We start from the raw sequence: 18,725 nt of genomic DNA on the forward strand, positions 1-18,725 counted from the left end.
ATGAAAACCAAATCTTTGATTTTAACTTCCTTAATGGTCGGGGCACTCGCTTTCGCTGCGGCCACCTGGGGGCCGATTCCGACTCCTGCCCTGGCCCAGACCGTCCCTGATCACGATAGTCACGAGGATGCGGACCACTCCGAACAGGAGAAGGACGGGCATGCCGATGAGGGGCATGAATCCCTCCAAGGGGATAATGACAGCCACGATGAACCTGGCGGGGAAGACGAGCACGGCGAAGAAGTGGTCCGTCTATCCGCGGACGAACTAAACGAATTCGGCATCAAGCTGTCCACCGCCGCTGCGGGCCCCCTCGACCAGTATGCGGAATTGCCTGGCGAGATCGTGCTCAACGCCGACCATCTGGCTCATGTGGTTCCCCGGATCTCCGGAATTGTGCGCGAGGTGAGAAAAAGCCTTGGTGATTTGGTCAAGGCCGGCGAGGTTTTAGCGGTGATTGATAGCCGTGACTTGGCTGAGGCTAAGTCTGCGTATCTTGCGGCCAGCGCGCGCCGCAATCTGGCTCAGGCCAAGTTCGACCGGGAGGAGCGGCTGTGGCAGAAAAAAGTCACCAGCGAACAGGAATACCTCGACGCACGTCAGGGCCTTGCCGAAGCGCGGATCGAAATGAACTCGGCGGAACAGCAACTGCACGTCCTGGGTTTCTCCGATACCTACATCAAAGAGCTTCCCCGACATCAGGATATCACCTATACCCGTTACGAAATCCAGGCCCCCTTTGCTGGCACCATCATTGAAAAGCACCTGACCTTGGGTGAAAGCGTCAACGAGGACGCTGACATATTCACCATCGCTGATCTCTCCTCGGTGTGGGTCGATATTAATGTCTACCAGAAAGACCTGGCCCAGATCCGCAAGGGACAAAACGTGGTGATCGAGATCGGTCATGGCATCTCCGAGGCGACCGGCAAGATCTCCTGGGTTGGTCCGCTGGTGGGTGAGGCGACCCGCACCGCCAAGGCTCGGGTGGTTCTCGCCAATCCTGACGGCACCCTGCGCCCAGGCCTATTTGTGACTGCCCAGGTGGCGGTTGCCGACACACCCGTCGGGATTGTCATCCCCAAAAGCGCCCTGCAGACTTTCGAAGGGCGCACCGTGGTCTTCGTGCAGGATGAGGATGGTTTAGAACCGAAACCGGTCCAGACCGGCCGGGAAAACGCCTCACATGTGGAGATCGTTGAAGGGCTCAAATCCGGACAGACGTATGTCAGCCAAGGGGCCTTTACCATCAAGGCTCAGTTGTCCAAGGGCGCTTTCGGCGACGGTCACAACCACTAAGGAGAGGTGCGCTTCATGGAAAAAATCATCCGTTTTGTCTTGCACAGCCGGCTGCTGATGAGCGTGCTCGGTGTGCTGGTTCTGGCCGCCGGCTGGTTCAGCTATCAACAGCTGCCAGTCGATGCCTTCCCCGATGTCACCCCGGCCCTGGTGCAGGTTTTTACCGAAACCGAGGGTCTAGCCCCGGAGGAGGTGGAAAAATACGTCACCTACCCAGTTGAGACGGCCATGAACGGCCTGCCCAACCTCAAGGAGATCCGCTCGGTCTCCAACTTCGGTCTGTCGGTCATCAACGTCTATTTCGAAGATGGCACCGACATCTACTTTGCCCGCCAATTGGTGGGAGAGCGACTGCAACTGGCCCGCGAGGAAATTCCCGAAGGTTTCGGGGAGCCGGAAATGGGGCCGATCGCCACCGGTTTGGGGCAGATTCTGTTCTATGTGGTGGAGGATGAAACCGGTCAGCGCAGCCCCGAGGAGCTGCGCGAGATTCAGGATTGGCTGATCAAGTTCAACTTGCAGACGGTCCCCGGCGTCACTGAGGTCCTCTCCCTCGGCGGCGAAGTCAAACAGTTTCAGGTCAAGGTTCGACCCGTCGACCTGCAGCGCTACGACCTGGCCATCGGTGAGGTGGTCGAGAAGGTCAAGGCCAACAACAGCAATGTCGGGGCCCAGTTCCTGGTCAAGAACGCTGAGGAATATATCGTGCGCTCGGTCGGCCTGGCCGAACAGATTGGCGACCTTGAACGCATCGTGCTCAAAGTGCAGGACGGCACCCCGGTCTACCTCGACCAGGTGGCCGACGTGGTGGTCGGCGGTGAAATCCGCCGGGGCTTGGCGACCACCAACGGCACCGGCGAAGCGGTGGTCGGCATGGTGCTCAAGCTGATCGGCACCAATACCTCCACCGTCATCGCCGATGTTAAAGCCAAGCTGGACGAAATCAACACAGTGCTCCCCACGGGGGTCAAAGTCGTCCCCTACTATGACCAGGCCACCCTGGTCGAGAAATGCGTGAAGACCGTCACCGATTCCCTGATCTTCGGCGTGCTGCTGGTCGCCGGGGTGCTGCTGATTTTCATGGGTGGTTTTCGCGCCAGCCTGGTTGTGGCCCTCTCCATCCCTTTCTCGATTTTCTTCGCCTTCATCCTGATGAACCTTTTCGGTATCAGCGCCAACCTCATGTCGCTGGGCGGTCTGGCCATCGCCATCGGCATGATGGTCGATGCCACCATCGTCATGGTGGAAAACATCGACCGTATGCTGCGCGAAGCAGACCCACAGGACTCACGTCTTTCGATAATCGCCCGGGCCTGCGCCGAGGTCGGTCGACCGATCATCTTCGCCATCGCCATCATCATTATCGTATTTCTGCCTCTATTTACCCTGCAGGGGGTTGAGGGCAAAACCTTCACGCCACTGGCCTACACGGTCTCGCTGGCCATGCTTGGCTCCCTGCTCTATGCCCTGTTGCTGGCACCGGTTGCCGCGCAACTGCTGATGCGCCGGCCTAAGGCGGTCGCCAACGGCGAAGGGCCCAAGGAATCGTGGATCGTGCGCGGGCTGCTCAAGCCTTATAGGCCGGCGGTCACCTTATTCGTGCGCCGGCGCTCTTTGGCAGTGGGTCTGGCGCTCGCGATGCTGGTTCTTGGTTTACTTATTTTCCCCCGCCTCGGCTCCGAATTCGTGCCCCGCCTCAACGAGGGGGATTTGTTGATCCGTGCCACTATGGCGCCGTCGATCTCCCTGGAGGAGTCGAAAGAAACCATGCTGCGCTTCGAGAAACGGCTGATGGCCGGCTTCCCCGAGGTAACCCGAGTGGTAACCCGGGTGGGTCGCGGCGAAGTTGGAGCGCATGCCGACCCGGTTAATAGCGCGGAGGCATTTGTCGGTCTCAAACCCCAGGATGAGTGGACTTCGGCTGACAACCCCGATGAACTATACGCCAAAATCAGTGAAGCCTTCGAAAGCTTCCCCGGCGCCCAGTTCAATGTGACCCAACCGATTGCCGCGGCGGTCGACGAACTGCTCACCGGCACCAAGGCCGAACTGGCAATCAAGATTTTCGGCGCCGACATGGAAATTCTCAAAGAGAAAGCCTCTGAGATCGAGGCGATAATTCGCGCCGTTCAAGGGGCCGCCGATGTGCAGAAGGATCAGGTGACCGGCACGCCCCAGCTGCGCATCCGCATCGACCGCAAGGCGATTGCCCGTTACGGCATCAACGTGGAAGACGTGCAGAACGTCATCCGCACAGCCGTGGGAGGCGAGACGGCCGGGCAGCTCTTCGAGGGAATCCGTCGCTTCGACATCCTGGTACGCTTCGCGCAGAACGCCCGCAATGATGCCGAAGCCATCAAACATATCCTGATCGCCGCGCCCGGCGGCGCCAAGGTCCCCCTCGATCAACTTGCCACCATCGAGGAGATCGTCGGTCCGCGTCAGATCACCCGCGAGAACAACCAACGCTTCATCACCGTACAGACCAACGTCCGTGGCCGCGACATCGGTTCCTTCGTTGCCGATGGTCAAAAGGCCATCGCCGAGAAGGTGCAGATGCCGCCTGGTTACCTGATCAGCTGGGGCGGGCAATTCGAGCTGCAGCAACAGGCCAACAAGCGACTGGCCCTGGTGGTGCCAGTCACGCTGCTGATCATCCTGTTTTTGCTGTTCATGAACTTCAGCTCGCTTAAAAACACTTTCCTGATCCTGCTCAACATTCCCCTGGCGCTGGTCGGCGGGGTGGTCGCCCTGTGGTTGACGGGGCAGAACCTCTCTGTCCCTTCCTCGATCGGCTTCATTGCCCTGTTCGGCATTGCCTTGGAGAACGGCATGATTCTGGTCACTTATCTCAACCAGCTGCTGCGCGACGGGATACCGATAGATGAGGCATCTATCAAGGGAGCCTGCCTGCGCCTGCGACCGGTGTTGATGACCGCCGTCACCACCGCCCTCGGATTGATCCCTTTGCTGGTCTCCAGCGGCGCCGGCAGCGAGGTGCAGCGCCCCTTGGCCACGGTGGTGGTCGGCGGCCTGGTGACCTCGACCATTCTCACCCTACTGGTCATTCCCGCCCTTTATAAATGGTTCGCCGTCAAGGTGGAAAAGGAGGTTTAGGTCATGAGGGAAATCAAGGCGTATATCAAAAAGCACAAACTCGACGTTGTCATCCGCTCCTTGCGCAAGCTGGATGGACTCACTGGCATTAGCGTCATCGAAAGCTGTGGTTATGGCATCGGCTGGAGTAGTGCCAAGGGGGAGGAGCAGATCGACTGCCGCCCCGGCGTCAAGGTGGAAATCATGTGCCGGGATGACCTGGTGAATGAGGTGGTCGCGACCATCGAAAAAGCTGCTCACACCGGCCTCAAAGGCGATGGAAAAATCTATGTGAGCACCATTGAACAGGCGGTGCGCATCAGCACGGGCGAGTGCGGCGAAGGGGCTGTCTGAGGAAACGGGGTCGGCTTGGCTCGCCCAAGCCGGCTATTTCCAACACACAAACCGGAGGATGAGGGATTCTATGAAAGTGCAAAAATGGACCGTGGGATTTGCCCTGCTGGCAACCGCACTGGGAGGCTGCACTTTGCCGAGACCTGATAAGGCTGGCGAAAGCTCCGTCTCTTTGGATATCGTACCCACCGCCGTGGCTTCCGTCTCCGAAGCGCGGGCGGTGCATAAAGGGGAGGAACTGACTGTTTCCGGCAAGGTAAAAAAATATCACGAGTTTTTCCTGCCGGGTCATGTCGATATAGTTGTATGCGATGCGCAGGGGAACATGATGGCTGAAGCGACGCCGAGGCTTACCGGATATGCCTCCAAAAGAGGGGGAGTAAAAGAAGGGCGATTTTCCACACAGATGAGGTTGACGCCCTCACCCGGCTCAACGGTTCGCGTCAAATACCATGCTCCCTCTTCCAGGGAGAAACATCTTGAGTGCCCCCTGAAGAACGCCAAGCAAGACATTCGCAGAGTATTCACAGCCCGAGAACGAAGTGAGACTGAAAGGAATTTGTCATGATGATTCGCATTCTCTACTCCGATGGAAGATACGACATGGTGATTGTCTCACAACTCGACCGTCTTATCGCCGCGCACCGCATTTCCGGGTTTCGCCGCGCCACCGGTTGGGTTTTCATAGGCCGGGATCCGATCCGGAAAAATTCTAAAAAATTTCACCTGGGCCCGGAAAGAAGGCATCCATCGGGCCGGATGTCTCATCCCGAACAAAAGAAGACGGCAGACTTTGCGGCCCTTTCATCACAAGAAAACCGGCAGAACCGTTATCAGGAAAACGACGACGGCTGAAATCCCGAGCCGACCCAAAAGTGCGCCGGGAAGACCTAATTGACTTCCCTTTTGCCAGGAAGAAGAGATAAATGAAGGTAGAGGAGCTGTTAATCGACCTGAATCGGGACGAGATTAGGGTTTGCGTCAAGGCAAACGGCCTTGACATTCAACGGGCCATCCTTTCCCGGCAAAAGGGGGGCGATGTTCTTACCGCCTGGTTGAAAAAACAGATGGTCGGAAACTTCGAGGGCGTGTTTTCGGAAAGAAAATGGTGCGGGTGTGACTAAACGACTGACAGTAACTTTCATTGTCCTTATTCTCCTTCAGATTGGGCTAACACCATCGGGACAGGCTCAGATTTTCTCCTGTGTGACGAAAGATGGAAAACGGTTTTTCACGGATGATCCCACATTGATTCCGCCAGACTGCCGTAAGGTAACCACCAATGAAAAAGCGGGCGATGGAGAGCTAAGCGTAATAGACCCCCCGTCCATCTCTCCGGCCCTTGTCCGGAGCCTGCTCATTGAGATAAACGAAAGAAGAGAGAAGCAGAGCCAGCAGTTGGAGGAGTGGAAAAAAAACGCAGGGGATTTGGTATCCGAATACAAGGCGTCCCAAACGCGCTTATACCGGGCAACAAGGGCGAGGACAAAATCTCAAATCAGGCAGGAGATTCGTGACATCAAAGCACGCCGCGATGCTTTACTCGCGAACGTTACTGCCGCCAAACTGTCGTTCAGGGACAGGGGAACGGTCGAAGAGATATTGGCGGTCATTCCTCTGGATTGATCAACGATACGGCTGGCGCCATTGCTCAAGCGAGGCACACTTCAATTCTGGCGAACCCCGTGAAGGGCCATCCAGGGAAGCAGGAAAATGTTGGCGGGCTCACCGGATGCGCCGGCGCGACGGGAGCGGTAATGGTGCCCCCCAGTGGGAGGAGGGGATCGTTCCAACACCTGGGGCGACGGTCTCCCGGGCCGATATTCATGCCTCGGATGATCAGATTGTTCTCTCCGGAGCCGAGCGTCGCTATCACCGAGTTCACCTGCCCGTCCACATCGATGTGGACGTGATCACCCCTGACGGGGCGGTGGTTGAACAGAAGCAGATAAGAGTGCCGGGTCTGAGTTCGGCACGCAAGGGGCGCATGGATGTTCCTTTCCAGACCAAGTTCGATTCCGTTCCGCCCGAGGACTCGGGTGCTCGGCTCCGACACCATGCACCTGGTGGCGAGGCCTCGGCATGTGAAAAACTCGGCCTTCGAAGCTGATAGCTTCGCCGCTTTGCCTTCTGATATCGACCGCACATCTGGTGCGGGCATTTTTTCAACTTTTCATGGTTTTCTATAGGTGTGAATCGCATCCCGAAAAACAAGGACTTACAGCATGAAAAAATTATTACCAGCGACAGCAGAGAGGTAGATTATGCGTTATTTTATCTTGATTTCATTACTCGTGTTTATAGGCGTCGGCGCCTACAACTACTTCAACCTTCCCTCAACAACAGCGGTTGTTGCAGGCAATCCGGCTCCGGGCTTTCAGCTCGAAGATACCAACGGCAATAAGGTTTCCTTGTCCGCATTGCGCGACAAGGTCGTCCTGGTGAATTTCTGGGCGACCTGGTGCCCGCCCTGCAAAGAAGAGATGCCTTCGATGGCGCGGCTGAACAAGCTGATGGCCGACGAAGATTTTGTCATGCTGGCGATCAATGTGGAGAAGGACGGCCGCGCGGTGGTTCCTGATTTCCTCAAGAAAAATCCCCATGAGTTTACCGTCCTCTATGACGACCAGGGCACCGTGCAGCAACAATACGGCGTCTACAAATTCCCGGAATCCTTCATCATCCGTAAAGACGGCATTGTCGACCAGAAGATCATCGGCGTCATCGACTGGTCCAACCCGAAAACGGTCGCCTATTTCAAAAACTTGACCAAAGGATAACAAATTGTTACAGCAAACAGCCGACATTACTTACTGGATCGCCTTTACCGCCGGGATTCTCTCCTTCGCCTCTCCCTGCGTGTTGCCGCTGATCCCCTCATACCTGACCTATATTACCGGTCTATCTTTCAAACAACTGGATGAGGCCCACCCCGGCGCCAAGGTGCGTTTGACGGTCTTCCTCCATACCCTCTGCTTTGTCTTCGGCTTTTCCTTTATTTTCATTCTGCTCGGCGCGATTGCCGGAATCGCTTCCGGCCAGATTCAGGCCTTCCTGCGCGAGGGATTGGACTGGGTGGCCAAGATCGGTGGGCTGTTGATTCTGCTGTTCGGCATTCACACCACCGGCCTGTTCTCCTTTCGCGCCCTGCTCGGCGATAAAAGGATGCACCTGCACAAAAGACCGGCCGGTTATTTTGGCACCTTCATCATCGGAATTGCCTTTGCGGCCGGTTGGACCCCCTGCATCGGGCCGATTCTGGCGTCGATTCTGATGGTTGCGGCAACCTCCGGTCAGGTCGGCGAAGGTACCATTTTGTTGACCTTCTATTCCATGGGACTGGGGCTGCCCTTTTTGTTCTCGGGACTGCTCTTTCACCAATTCCTCGGCGTGTTCAAGCGGCTTCGCAACCACATGCGGAAGATTGAAATCGCCACCGGACTTATGTTGATTACGGTTGGCATCATGCTCATGTTCGGCCTGCTGGGGCCGATCACCATGTTTTTCTACCGGTTTATTCCGGTACAGGGATAGTCCCCGGCTGAAAAGCGGCACGAGCCCGCTCTTTTTATCTCAATCATCACCAAACTTTGGAGTCTTTGGATATGGCACAACCTGACAAAGCAACAAATACCAACTGGACGCTGCTGTTCCTCTGCTGGCTGCTGGTCAGCGTCTCAGCCACGATCAGCATCTTTTTCAGTTCTGTTTTGGAATATGAACCCTGTGTCCTCTGCTGGTATCAGCGGATTTTCCTGTTCCCTTTAATTTTTATTTTTGCAACGGGTCTTTTCCCAACTTTTGACAAAAGCGTCATCAAGTACGCCCTGCCGTTGACTATCGCGGGTGGCTTGATTGCCCTTTATCACACCCTGCTCTATGCCGGAATTATTCCCGAGAACATCCAACCCTGCTCAAAGGGGGTTTCCTGTACGGAAAAATATATTGAGCTGTTTGGTTTCGTCTCGATCCCGATGATGTCATTTTTCGCATTTTCAACACTCGTAACCCTATTAATCGTTTTGAAGAGGAGAACGTCCAAATGAAATACGCACTTATCGGAATCTCATGCATAGTCCTCGTCATTGCCTTCATTGTCGGCAGCAACTACTACAAGGACCTGCAGGTTGAAAAGTACGGTTTTATGGCCTCACAAAACGCTGAGCTTTTTGTCAGAGATCATTCGCCAACCCTTGGCAGTGACAATGCCAAAGTTTACCTGGTTGAATTTATGGATCCGGCCTGTGAGACCTGCGCATCCTTTGCTCCCTTGATCAAGAAAATCATGGCTGACAATCCTGGCAAAATCAAACTCGTGCTGCGTTACGCTCCCTTCCATGATGGTGCTGACAATTTTGTCAAGATCCTGGAAGCCGCTAGAATGCAAGGAAAGTACTGGGAAACCCTGGATGTTATGTTTAAAACCCAGAATGTTTGGGCCAGCCACCACAATTATCAACCGGAAAAACTATGGGACGTTCTTCCCATGGCAGGCGTGGATATCGAACAAATCAAAAATGATATGCATGCTCCTGCCATTGCGAAAATCATCGAACAGGACATGGCTGACGTTAAAACACTGAATGTACAAAAAACTCCAGGTTATTTTGTCAACGGCAAACCACTGCAGACCTTTGGCTACAAACAATTGTATCAATTGATCCAATCAGAGCTGGACGCGAAATACCAAAAGTGAGATTTCAGGGGACAGTGGATAGTTGAAAAGATACTGACGGCTATAACCCTGAATTGATCAGCCATAAGACTGGCGCCATTGCTTCGCGTAGCACTCTTCAATTCCGAGGAACCCAAGCAAAGGAGACAATGACATGAGATTTTTTTTCAAGCCTCAATGACCTCCTTTATAACTGTTCAAAGTTGCCTCTGATGGAATTTACCCATGCCCCACAAGGGTTTGAGCTTTTTTTCAAAATCACGCGACCCAGGCTCAAACTCCGACAGTCTCCAATAGCAGCAGGCTATTGGACAATTTCTTCGGAAGTGAGGAATATAAATGTCGCGACGAATCGATTACCGAATCCAGGGTCTGGATTGTTCTGAAGAAGTCGCCATCCTGCGGCGCGAAGTGGGGGGCAAACCGGGGATCATCGATCTGGAATTCGATGTTCTCAATGCCCGGATGTCGGTTGAGTACGACCCCGAGGCGCTCTCTGCCGACGCCATTGTTCAGGCGGTCGGGTCAACGGGAATGAAGGCCACACCCTGGGATCTGCGGCTGGCCGGGGAAAAGGGGCCGTTCTGGCAGCAGCACGGGCGGCTGGTCATGACCGTCACCAGCGGGACGCTGCTGCTGGCCGCCTTCGTCGCCCACTGGGTAATGCACGAGAGCTTACTCGATGCTTTTGCCGGCGGGCACTTGGAAGGTCACTCATTTCCCCTCGCCGTGAAGCTGTTGTATGTCGCCTCCGCGGCCAGCGGCGCCTGGTTCGTCCTGCCCAGGGCTCTGCAGGCCGCTCGAAGGCTACGGCCGGACATGAACTTCCTGATGGTCGCGGCAGTCATCGGAGCACTCATTATCGGCGAGTGGTTCGAAGCGGCGACGGTCGCGTTCTTGTTCGCCCTCTCACTCTTGCTGGAGCACTGGAGCGTCGAGCGGGCCCGCAATGCCATCGGCGCACTCTTGGACCTGTCGCCGCCCACGGCCCGCTACCGCAGCCCGGAGCATGGGGATCTCCATGAAAAACCTGTGGAAGAGGTTCCGCTTGGGGCCATCGTCCTGATTCGCCCGGGAGAGAAGATTCCCTTGGACGGTGAGGTGGTCAAAGGCGAATCCTCGGTGAACCAGGCCCCGATCACCGGCGAGTCGATGCCGGTCTCCAAGCAGCCTGGAGATGAGGTCTACGCCGGCACCATCAATCTGGACGGGGGGTTGGAGGTTCGCACCAACCGGTCCGCCAGCGATACGACTCTGGCAAGAATTATCCGCATGGTCGAAAGTGCCCAGTCGCGCAGATCCCGCAGTCAGCAATGGGTTGATCGCTTCTCTACCTACTACACCCCCACAATGATGTTCCTGGCCATCGCCATTGCCATCGCACTGCCGCTGCTGGCGAACCTGTCCTGGTCGGAGGGCATTTATCGCGGCTTGGTGCTTCTGGTAATCGCCTGCCCCTGCGCGCTGGTGATTTCAACCCCGATCAGCAATGTCTCAGCCTTGACCGCCGCAGCCCGCAACGGTGTGCTGATCAAGGGCGGACTTTATCTGGAGATGTTGGGACATCTCCAGAGCATTGCCCTGGATAAGACGGGAACACTCACCCAAGGTATGGCGGAAGTTCAGCGCGTGGTGACGCTCAATGGACACAGCGAGCGGGAACTGCTGGAGCGGGCCGCGGCCCTGGAAGCCGGCAGCGAGCATCCCCTGGCCCGGGCCATTTTGCGCAAAGCCCGTGAAGTCGGCATCGATGTCTGCCCCGCCGAACATTTTAAGGCAATTCCCGGCAAAGGTGGCGAAGGGAGCATCGACGGCAGGTTGTTCTGGATCGGCAGTCACCGGATGATGCACGAGAAGGGCCAGGAGAGCCCGGAGATTCATGCCCGAGCCGATGAGATGGAAGATGCCGGACACACCGTGGTCGCCATTGGCAACGACCAGCATGTCTGCGGTCTGATCAGTATTGCCGACAGCCTGCGCGAGAACGTCCCGCAGACCATTGCGGCGATTAAAAACGCTGGGGTGAAGCGGGTCGTCATGCTCACCGGTGACAACGAGGGCACGGCCAGGGCCATCGCAGCGGAGGCTGGGATTGATGAGTACCACTGCGAACTCTTGCCCGAAGACAAGGTCGAGGCGATCGGGCGACTCGTCCGCGAGGACAAGTATGTGGCCATGATCGGCGACGGTATTAACGATGCCCCGGCGATGGCGGCGGCGACCATTGGTATCGCAATGGGCGCCATGGGAACCGATGCCGCTCTGGAAACGGCCGATGTGGCGCTGATGTCCGACGACCTGTCGAAACTGCCGTGGCTGATCCGACATTCCCGCCGGACTTTGCGCATCATCCAGCAAAACATAGGATTCGCTCTTGGGCTAAAGCTGGTGTTTATCGTCCTGACCCTGTTCGGCATGGCTTCGCTCTGGATGGCGATCGCTGCCGACACCGGGGCGACGCTGTTGGTGGTGTTTAATAGTCTAAGATTGCTGCGTAATGCGAAGTAAGTATAAATAATGACTTTTGAAAACAAACAGCCGGTGACTCGTTAAGCATAATTAGCCCAACCGCCTCTCAACTTTACGTTGGCCGGTATAAATCAACTGAAAGGAAAGTATATGCATTCAGATCATTCGTTTTGGCCTTGGCATGAGTTCGGTATGTTTCCAGGGGTCTTCTTTCTGCTGGTCATTATCATCGTCTTTTTTGTTGCCAGAAATGTTGGCAGGAGTTCCACACAAAACAGTCCATCAAATTTAAAAAACAAACCTGACGACCAAAAACCTATGGATATTCTCAAAATAAGACTAGCTAAGGGCGAAATTGATCAAGGCGAATTTGATAAAATCAAAAAAACACTTTCCGAATAACTAAATGAAAAAGGCATTAAAATTCGCCCTACTATATCAAGCGGACCGTCAGATATTCCAAAATAAAGAGAGGTGCAATGAAGATTATTCGCAAGTTGAGTGGCGCGTTTACCGGAGGGGCGCTAGGTGGACTTGTTGACAGTTTTAATATCTGGTTTATGGGCGTAGCCGGTATTTCTGATTTGATCGGCATTACCATGAAACCAGAGTTCACTGCACCATGGGCCTACAAACGCATGATTTGGGGTGGTATCTGGATGCTTTTGCTCCTTATTCCAATTTGGCGTAACAAGACGATACTGAGGGGTATGATGTTCAGTCTCGTCCCCTCTGCGATGATGCTCTTTGTGGTAATACCCTCTATGGGCAAGGGCATGCTGGGCCTGGGCTTTGGTCCGCTCATGCCGGTAGTGGTAATCGGTCTCAATTTCATTTATGGAATATTTGCGTCATTTTGGTATGTGAAAACCATTGAAAATTAAACAGGCATTAAAAGCATGTCTAACCATGCAATCAAGCACAACCGTTGTTTGTCTCATAAGTCACGAAATCCCCGACAGGCAGAAGTCCAACCTGATAATGCTAGGTTTGGCTTTCTCATATCTTGTCCTACACCTCGGTCTTACATCGCCTAGAACTTGTCAGCCACACCAAAGTGGATAACCAGCATGGCAATAAAATCAGAATAAGCACCATTGCGATGGTGCTTAGAGTCGGGGATAATTGCATGAATGGGCCTTGGGTTCTCACGAAGAAGAAGATGCGGATGCATTTGGGAGAAGTGCAAAGTACCGGCTGAATACCATTAAAAATGTAAATAAGTCGTCCCAAATACATACTTAGTTACATATCAAAATAATTAATCCATCAAACCAAAGACTAGCGTCAATCATTTTATAAAATAATTAAAAATTTAATGGCATGTTTGCCTCGGACACATGCATTTATTTACACCATCGATTCCACTGAGAGACCACCACCAGCCTCCCGATACTCTCCCCACGGCTTGTGCCCTGATCAATCCCCATCTGCCAAACAGCTCTTTCCCTTTTAAGCCGCTGGCCGGGGTAGGCGTTGCCTTTTTTCTCCTGGTCGCTTTAAGGAAGCACCTTCGCGACAGCGATTTCTTTTTAAAACGTCAGGAACCCGACCTGCGCCTGCTCCTCGACCTGGTTGCACTTGGCACCATCGCTGATATTGTTCCGCTGCAGGGGGTTAACAGAACCCTGACCAAAGTCGGTCTTGCGCTCATGAACAGCTCTCCACGACCGGGTATTTTCAGTCTGCAGAAGGTCACCGGGACGCGGGAAATTACCAGTGGTACTGTAGGCTTTCAGCTGGCCCCGCGCCTCAATGCCGCCGGCCGTTTGGAAGATGCTGCTCTTGGTGTCGATCTTCTTCTTATGAACGATGTCGATGCTGCCATGGATCTGGCTGGTCTCCTTGATGGGTTCAACAAGCAGAGGCAAAAGATAGAAAAGGAAACTTTCGAACAGGCGGTGGCACACCTGGAAGAATCCGGCAAAACCCCGATGTCTCATACCATCGTTCTTGCCGATGAACGATGGCACCCCGGGGTCATTGGCATTGTGGCCAGCCGCTTGGTCGAACGTTATCATCGGCCCTCTGTTCTGGTGGCCATGGACGGTGAGCAGGGCAAGGGGTCGGCCCGATCTATTCCCGGTTTTCACCTATACCGGGCGTTGCAGGCCTGCGAATATTTATTGTCCGGGTATGGTGGTCATGAATTCGCCGCCGGGCTTAGTATCGCGTCGACTGATTTTGTCAGCTTTGTCAAGGCTTTTGATGCCTACGCCCAAAAGGTTTTGAGCGAGGATGATTTCAAGCCTTTGCTCTATTTTGACGAAGAAGTATTTTTTGACGAGATTTCTCTGGAGTTGGTCAGGGAGCTGGAGCTGATGCAGCCGTTTGGGGCCGGAAATCCCGAACCGGTCTTTGTGGCCAAGAGGGTGAGGGCTTTGGGGGCAGAGACACTCAAAGAGCAGCATCTGCGCTGGAAGGCCTGCCAGAATGGCGTGGTGCTCCCTTGTATTGCATTCGGCATGGCTCCCCGCATAAACGAGCTGCAGGAGGAGTTTGACATGCTGTTTACTCCCTCTCTCAACGAATGGCGTGGAAAGGTCTCTTTGCAGCTGAGAATCAAGGATATCCGCCCCTGTGAGACCTAGGGCAATCTCCTTTTATTTCTGAGCACTGCCTCTCAGATAAATAAACCAGTAGGTCAAGGCCACGAAGACAACCCCGCCGAGAATATTGCCCACCGTCACAGGGAGTAGGTTCCCTGCCAGAAAATTTCCCCAGGTAAGTCCCGGTACCTCTCTTTTCAATTCGTCGGCCAGAAGAAGACCAGTGGGAATAAAATACATGTTGGCCACACTGTGTTCGAAGCCACTGGCGACAAAGGTCATGATCGGAACATAGCAGGCCAGTATCTTGCCGGGAATGTCGCGTGCTGCAGTAGCCATAAATACCGCCAGACACACGAGCCAGTTGCAGAAAATACCTCGGACCAGAGCCACGGAAAAAGAGAGTTCGCACTTGCTGGCGGCAATGCTAATAGCGTAGTCAGCGACATTGCCGCTTTTCCAGAGGTCTGAATTCAGCATGAGCCAGGCGAAGAAAAGCGAACCGATCAGGTTGCCAAAAATGACGATGAGCCAGTTTTCCCAGATTTTCCGCCAAGGTATTTGGCCCTGCATGGCCGATTTGGTCAGCAGGCTGTTGCCCGTGAACAGTTCAGCTCCGCAGATGACCACCAGCATCAGTCCCATGGAGAAAACACTCCCCGCCAGCAGTCGGCTGAGTCCCTCTCCGATGTAGGCGGCGCTGTCCTGGGTGATGACGGTAGCCAGTTGGGCTCCAAAGGCAATATAAAAACCGGCCAGAAGGCTTAGCACGATAGTTTGAGAGACCGGCTGAGTTGTTACGCGTTTGCCATTTTCCATAATGGCCAAGGCGGCTTCTCTGGGAGACAGGAATCGTTTTTCCATGAATATCCTCTGTGATTGCCCTGGGCTAGAGGCCAACTTCCTTGGCCAACTTTTCCCAGGCTGGCAGGCTGCGATGGATAGTGGCGGTATCGATACAGTAGGCGATCCGGAAATAACCGGGTGCTCCGAAACCACTGCCCGGAACCAGAAGGATGTTGTGTTTTTGGGCCAGTCGAACGAACTCGACATCATCGGGCAGGGGAGAGCGAGGGAAGAGGTAAAAAGCCCCTCCGGGCTTAACCATGTTAAAGCCCATGGCGGTAAGGTTGTCGTAAAGAATGTCCCGCTTGACCTGATATTCGTCGATGTCGACGCTTTCTCGCTGCAGGGTTGTGACCAGTCGCTGCACAAGGGCTGGAGCGTTGACAAAGCCAAGAACGCGATTGCAGAAAATGGCGCCCTCGATGAAGGATGAGACGTTTTCCATGGCAGGATTAACAGCCAGGTAGCCGATGCGTTCACCGGGCAGGGCGAGGTCTTTGGAGTGGGAGGTGACGATGACGGCGTTTTTTACATGATGGAAAATGCCGGGAACCTGGTGGTCATCGTAGAGAATGCGGGCATAAGGTTCGTCAGAAACGAGGAAGATCTGGCGGTTCAGTTCTTTCTCCTTGCGAAGCAGTAACTGTCCCAGGCGCTGAAGATCTTCAGCCGGGTAAATAACGCCCGTCGGGTTGTTGGGAGAATTGATGATGATGGCGCAGGTCTTTTCCGTTATGGCGCTTTCGATGGCAGCCAGGTCCAGTTGAAAGGAGTCGGGCAGGGTCCACACTTCCCGGGTCGTGCCACCATGATTATCTATGTAGAAACGATATTCGACAAAGAACGGGGCCAGCACGATCACTTCATCGCCCGGGTTGAGTACGGTTTTAAGGACAACGTTGAGAGCGGCACCGGCGCCGCAGGTCATCACCACATGGTTGGCAGTCAGCGCTTGTGGTGATTTTTCAGAAACCACCTCGGCCACGGCTGTTCTGGTCTCTTCATAGCCGGCATTGTTCATGTAACGGTGCATCCCTGGAATAGGATTGGTGGCTAACTTGAGCAGTTCCTCGTGAAAAGCCGCGGGCGGTTCGACGCAGGGGTTTCCGAGGGTGAAATCGAAAACATTTTCTGCCCCATGGATTTTGCGGAGCGTGGCCCCTTCTTCGAACATCTTGCGAATCCAGGAAGCTTTTTCGATGAAGCTGGAAACCTTGACAGATATGGACATAAGTGACTCCTTTGGCTTGATTAAAAAGGGGCTCAGTTTATCTTTGACGATAGGGCAGGGTCAAGGGGAAAGGAAGGAGCGGTTGGATCGCCTCGCCTTTGTTGGACTCTTCTCTGTCGTGATATATTGTCCTGGTTTTTATTGCTTTTTTCGGTTTGATGTTCTAGATTTTCGGCTTCGGTTTATCTTTCATGCGCAGGGGGCATTATGGGGAAGGAAAAAGGCGGGCTCGACAATTTGCGTCATCGAATCGATGCCATTGATGACGACATCCTCTCTCTTCTGAATGAGAGGGCCAAGATTGTCATCGAAGTCGGCAAGACCAAAGAGGGGGACAGGCAGGAATTTTACGTTCCCAGTCGCGAGATGGCTATCTATCAGCGGTTGACCGCCAAGAATCCTGGACCCTTTCCTTCAGAAGCCATTCGCCGGGTCTTCCGGGAGATCATTTCGGCCTCTCTGGCTCTTGAACACCCAATGAAAGTGGCCTTTCTAGGGCCACAGGCGACCTTCACCCATGCTGCCGCCCTTCAACAGTTCGGCCTCTCCGCACAACTGGTGGCGCAGAAGAGTATTCCGGCCGTTTTTGACGAGGTACTGCGTGGCAGATGCCATTATGGCGTTGTTCCCGTCGAAAATTCGACGGAGGGTGTCGTCTCCCACACCCTCGACATGTTCATGGATTCCGACCTGCAGATTAACGCGGAAGTGCTGCTTGAAATATCTCATGATCTGCTCTCCCTCTCGGGTGACCTTGACCGCGTCAGGAAAGTGGTGTCCCATCCTCAGGCCCTGGCCCAATGCCGGCAATGGCTGGAAGACAACCTGCCGGATATTCCCCTGGTCGATGTCGGCAGCACCGCCTTGGCGGCTCAGATGGTGGCCGAAGATGATTCCGCCGCCGCCATTGCCAGTGAAATGGCCGCTTCCCTTTACGGACTGCGGGTAGCCAAAAAGAAAATCGAGGACAATCCGAACAATTACACGCGTTTTCTGGTGATTGGAACGAAAAGGCCGGCACGAAGCGGGCAGGACAAAACATCCATCATGTTCAGTGTCAAGGACGAACCTGGCATTTTGTACCGAATGCTTGAGCCTTTCAGCACACGCAAGATCAACCTTTCCAAAATCGAAAGCCGGCCGCTGAAGAAAAAAGCCTGGGAGTACATCTTTTTTCTCGATATTGAAGGGCACCTGGAGGACGACAGGGTGAAAGAGGCCGTTGAAGATTTGCGTCAGTATTGCCAGTTTCTCAAGGTTCTTGGCTCTTATCCGAGAATCCGTTAAGGGTGAAGGATGTCGTTTGAAATGAAAGATAACCCGGTTTTTATTCCCAGGCTGGCCGTGATCGGTGTTGGTCTCATCGGTGGATCCCTGGCTCTGGCCTTGAAGGAGGCCAAGGTCGTTGGAGAGGTTGTCGGCATCGGGCGAGGGCTCGCCAATCTGGAAAAAGCCCTCGATTTGGGTGTTGTTGACCGTATCGAACAGGACCCCTGTGTCGGCGTCGCCGACGCCGATCTCGTTTTCCTGGCCACCCCCGTCTGTTCCCTGGAAGCTGTTGCGGCGACGATAGCGCCGTCTATGAAGCGTGGGGCGGTGTTGACTGACGGGGGGAGCGTCAAAGCCGAGGTCGCCCGATCCATAGAGCCGCTGATGCCTGAAGGCGTCCATTTTGTTCCAGGTCATCCCATCGCCGGGACTGAAAAAAGCGGGGCCGAAGCAGCTTTTGCCACACTCTACCAAGGTAAACGCTGCATTCTTACTCCGACTGACGCCACCAACCCCGCGGCGCTGAATCTGGTGAGAAAGGTCTGGGAAATTGCCGGAAGCGAAGTCGTGCTCATGGACGTGGAAAAGCATGACCGTATACTAGCGGCTATCAGTCATCTCCCCCATATGGTTGCCTATTCCCTGGTCAACTCCGTCAGTTCCTACGATCGTTATCCAGAAAACATACTGGTATACTCGGCTGGGGGCTTTCGTGATTTTACCCGCATCGCCTCTTCCGATCCTACGATGTGGCGTGACATTGCCATGACCAACAAAGACGCCCTCGTTGAAATGATGGAGAATTTCGAAGCCTGTTTCGCCGAACTGAAGAAGGATGTCCGGGATGGCGACGGCGAGAAGCTTTTCGAGTTTTTCATGCGCTCCAAGAAGAGCCGTGACGCCATCCTCTGAGTACCCATGCCCCTAATGGTCCGAC

At 54.4% G+C, this 18,725-nt stretch carries 19 protein-coding genes; 17 read left to right on the top strand and 2 right to left on the bottom strand.

Features of this window, described 5'->3' with window-relative positions; all coding sequences use genetic code 11:
* The 15 genes from AOP6_RS07085 to AOP6_RS07155 all read left to right on the top strand — a co-directional run bounded on the left by AOP6_RS07085 (nucleotide 1) and on the right by AOP6_RS07155 (nucleotide 14,484).
* Complete coding sequence (locus tag AOP6_RS07085; protein ID WP_155876058.1) at nucleotides 1-1,299, top strand: efflux RND transporter periplasmic adaptor subunit; 1,299 nt, start codon at nucleotides 1-3, stop codon at nucleotides 1,297-1,299.
* 15 nt (nucleotides 1,300-1,314) lie between these two features.
* The gene (locus AOP6_RS07090) at nucleotides 1,315-4,416 is read left to right on the top strand and encodes a CusA/CzcA family heavy metal efflux RND transporter (protein WP_155876059.1); all 3,102 of its coding nucleotides are present in this window, start codon (nucleotides 1,315-1,317) and stop codon (nucleotides 4,414-4,416) included.
* 3 nt (nucleotides 4,417-4,419) lie between these two features.
* The gene (locus AOP6_RS07095; protein WP_155876060.1) at nucleotides 4,420-4,749 is read left to right on the top strand and encodes a P-II family nitrogen regulator; all 330 of its coding nucleotides are present in this window, start codon (nucleotides 4,420-4,422) and stop codon (nucleotides 4,747-4,749) included.
* A 70-nt stretch (nucleotides 4,750-4,819) separates the two neighbouring features.
* Nucleotides 4,820-5,317, top strand: a complete 498-nt coding sequence (locus tag AOP6_RS07100) for a hypothetical protein (RefSeq protein WP_155876061.1) — start codon at nucleotides 4,820-4,822, stop codon at nucleotides 5,315-5,317.
* On the top strand, nucleotides 5,314-5,604 hold the full coding sequence (locus AOP6_RS07105; RefSeq protein ID WP_213194812.1) for a GSU3473 family protein: 291 nt from the start codon (nucleotides 5,314-5,316) through the stop codon (nucleotides 5,602-5,604). Before AOP6_RS07100 ends, AOP6_RS07105 begins: the two co-directional genes overlap by 4 nt.
* Nucleotides 5,605-5,865: 261 nt before the next feature.
* Nucleotides 5,866-6,375, top strand: coding sequence for a DUF4124 domain-containing protein (locus AOP6_RS07110; protein ID WP_155876062.1), 510 nt, complete (start codon nucleotides 5,866-5,868; stop codon nucleotides 6,373-6,375).
* A 106-nt stretch (nucleotides 6,376-6,481) separates the two neighbouring features.
* Nucleotides 6,482-6,859, top strand: a complete 378-nt coding sequence (locus AOP6_RS07115) for a hypothetical protein (protein ID WP_155876063.1) — start codon at nucleotides 6,482-6,484, stop codon at nucleotides 6,857-6,859.
* A 154-nt stretch (nucleotides 6,860-7,013) separates the two neighbouring features.
* A complete protein-coding gene (locus tag AOP6_RS07120) occupies nucleotides 7,014-7,529 on the top strand; it encodes a TlpA disulfide reductase family protein (RefSeq protein WP_155876064.1) in 516 nt (171 codons plus the stop codon).
* 4 nt (nucleotides 7,530-7,533) lie between these two features.
* Nucleotides 7,534-8,283 (top strand): cytochrome c biogenesis protein CcdA, encoded by a 750-nt coding sequence (locus tag AOP6_RS07125; RefSeq protein ID WP_155876065.1) that lies wholly within the window; start codon nucleotides 7,534-7,536, stop codon nucleotides 8,281-8,283.
* Nucleotides 8,284-8,354: 71 nt separating this feature from the next.
* Nucleotides 8,355-8,795 carry a disulfide bond formation protein B gene (locus AOP6_RS07130; protein WP_155876066.1) on the top strand — a complete coding sequence of 147 codons (441 nt, stop codon included), beginning with the start codon at nucleotides 8,355-8,357 and terminating at the stop codon, nucleotides 8,793-8,795.
* Complete coding sequence (locus AOP6_RS07135; RefSeq protein ID WP_213194813.1) at nucleotides 8,792-9,445, top strand: thioredoxin domain-containing protein; 654 nt, start codon at nucleotides 8,792-8,794, stop codon at nucleotides 9,443-9,445. Before AOP6_RS07130 ends, AOP6_RS07135 begins: the two co-directional genes overlap by 4 nt.
* A gap of 681 nt (nucleotides 9,446-10,126) precedes the next feature.
* Nucleotides 10,127-11,932: a heavy metal translocating P-type ATPase gene (locus AOP6_RS07140; protein WP_213194814.1), complete on the top strand. Its 1,806-nt coding sequence runs from the start codon at nucleotides 10,127-10,129 to the stop codon at nucleotides 11,930-11,932.
* Nucleotides 11,933-12,043: 111 nt separating this feature from the next.
* On the top strand, nucleotides 12,044-12,295 hold the full coding sequence (locus AOP6_RS07145; protein ID WP_155876068.1) for a hypothetical protein: 252 nt from the start codon (nucleotides 12,044-12,046) through the stop codon (nucleotides 12,293-12,295).
* A 77-nt stretch (nucleotides 12,296-12,372) separates the two neighbouring features.
* Nucleotides 12,373-12,777, top strand: coding sequence for a hypothetical protein (locus tag AOP6_RS07150; RefSeq protein ID WP_225897373.1), 405 nt, complete (start codon nucleotides 12,373-12,375; stop codon nucleotides 12,775-12,777).
* Nucleotides 12,778-13,233: 456 nt separating this feature from the next.
* A complete protein-coding gene (locus AOP6_RS07155) occupies nucleotides 13,234-14,484 on the top strand; it encodes a DHHA1 domain-containing protein (protein ID WP_155876069.1) in 1,251 nt (416 codons plus the stop codon).
* Between the two features lie 12 nt (nucleotides 14,485-14,496).
* Here AOP6_RS07155 and AOP6_RS07160 read toward each other — a convergent pair whose 3' ends face one another.
* Together AOP6_RS07160 and AOP6_RS07165 are read right to left on the bottom strand one after the other, a co-directional pair.
* Nucleotides 14,497-15,306 (bottom strand): formate/nitrite transporter family protein, encoded by an 810-nt coding sequence (locus AOP6_RS07160; RefSeq protein ID WP_155876070.1) that lies wholly within the window; start codon nucleotides 15,304-15,306, stop codon nucleotides 14,497-14,499.
* A 25-nt stretch (nucleotides 15,307-15,331) separates the two neighbouring features.
* Nucleotides 15,332-16,519, bottom strand: a complete 1,188-nt coding sequence (locus tag AOP6_RS07165) for a pyridoxal phosphate-dependent aminotransferase (RefSeq protein WP_155876071.1) — start codon at nucleotides 16,517-16,519, stop codon at nucleotides 15,332-15,334.
* Nucleotides 16,520-16,726: 207 nt separating this feature from the next.
* Here AOP6_RS07165 and pheA point away from each other — a divergent pair, with 207 nt between their 5' ends.
* Both pheA and AOP6_RS07175 read left to right on the top strand, forming a co-directional pair.
* Nucleotides 16,727-17,806: a prephenate dehydratase gene (gene pheA, locus AOP6_RS07170; protein ID WP_155876072.1), complete on the top strand. Its 1,080-nt coding sequence runs from the start codon at nucleotides 16,727-16,729 to the stop codon at nucleotides 17,804-17,806.
* Between the two features lie 21 nt (nucleotides 17,807-17,827).
* Nucleotides 17,828-18,700, top strand: a complete 873-nt coding sequence (locus AOP6_RS07175) for a prephenate dehydrogenase/arogenate dehydrogenase family protein (RefSeq protein ID WP_155876073.1) — start codon at nucleotides 17,828-17,830, stop codon at nucleotides 18,698-18,700.
* Nucleotides 18,701-18,725: the final 25 nt, after the last annotated feature.

The sequence above is a fragment of the Desulfuromonas sp. AOP6 genome, assembly GCF_009731355.2.
Taxonomy (GTDB): Bacteria; Desulfobacterota; Desulfuromonadia; order Desulfuromonadales; family SZUA-540; genus SZUA-540.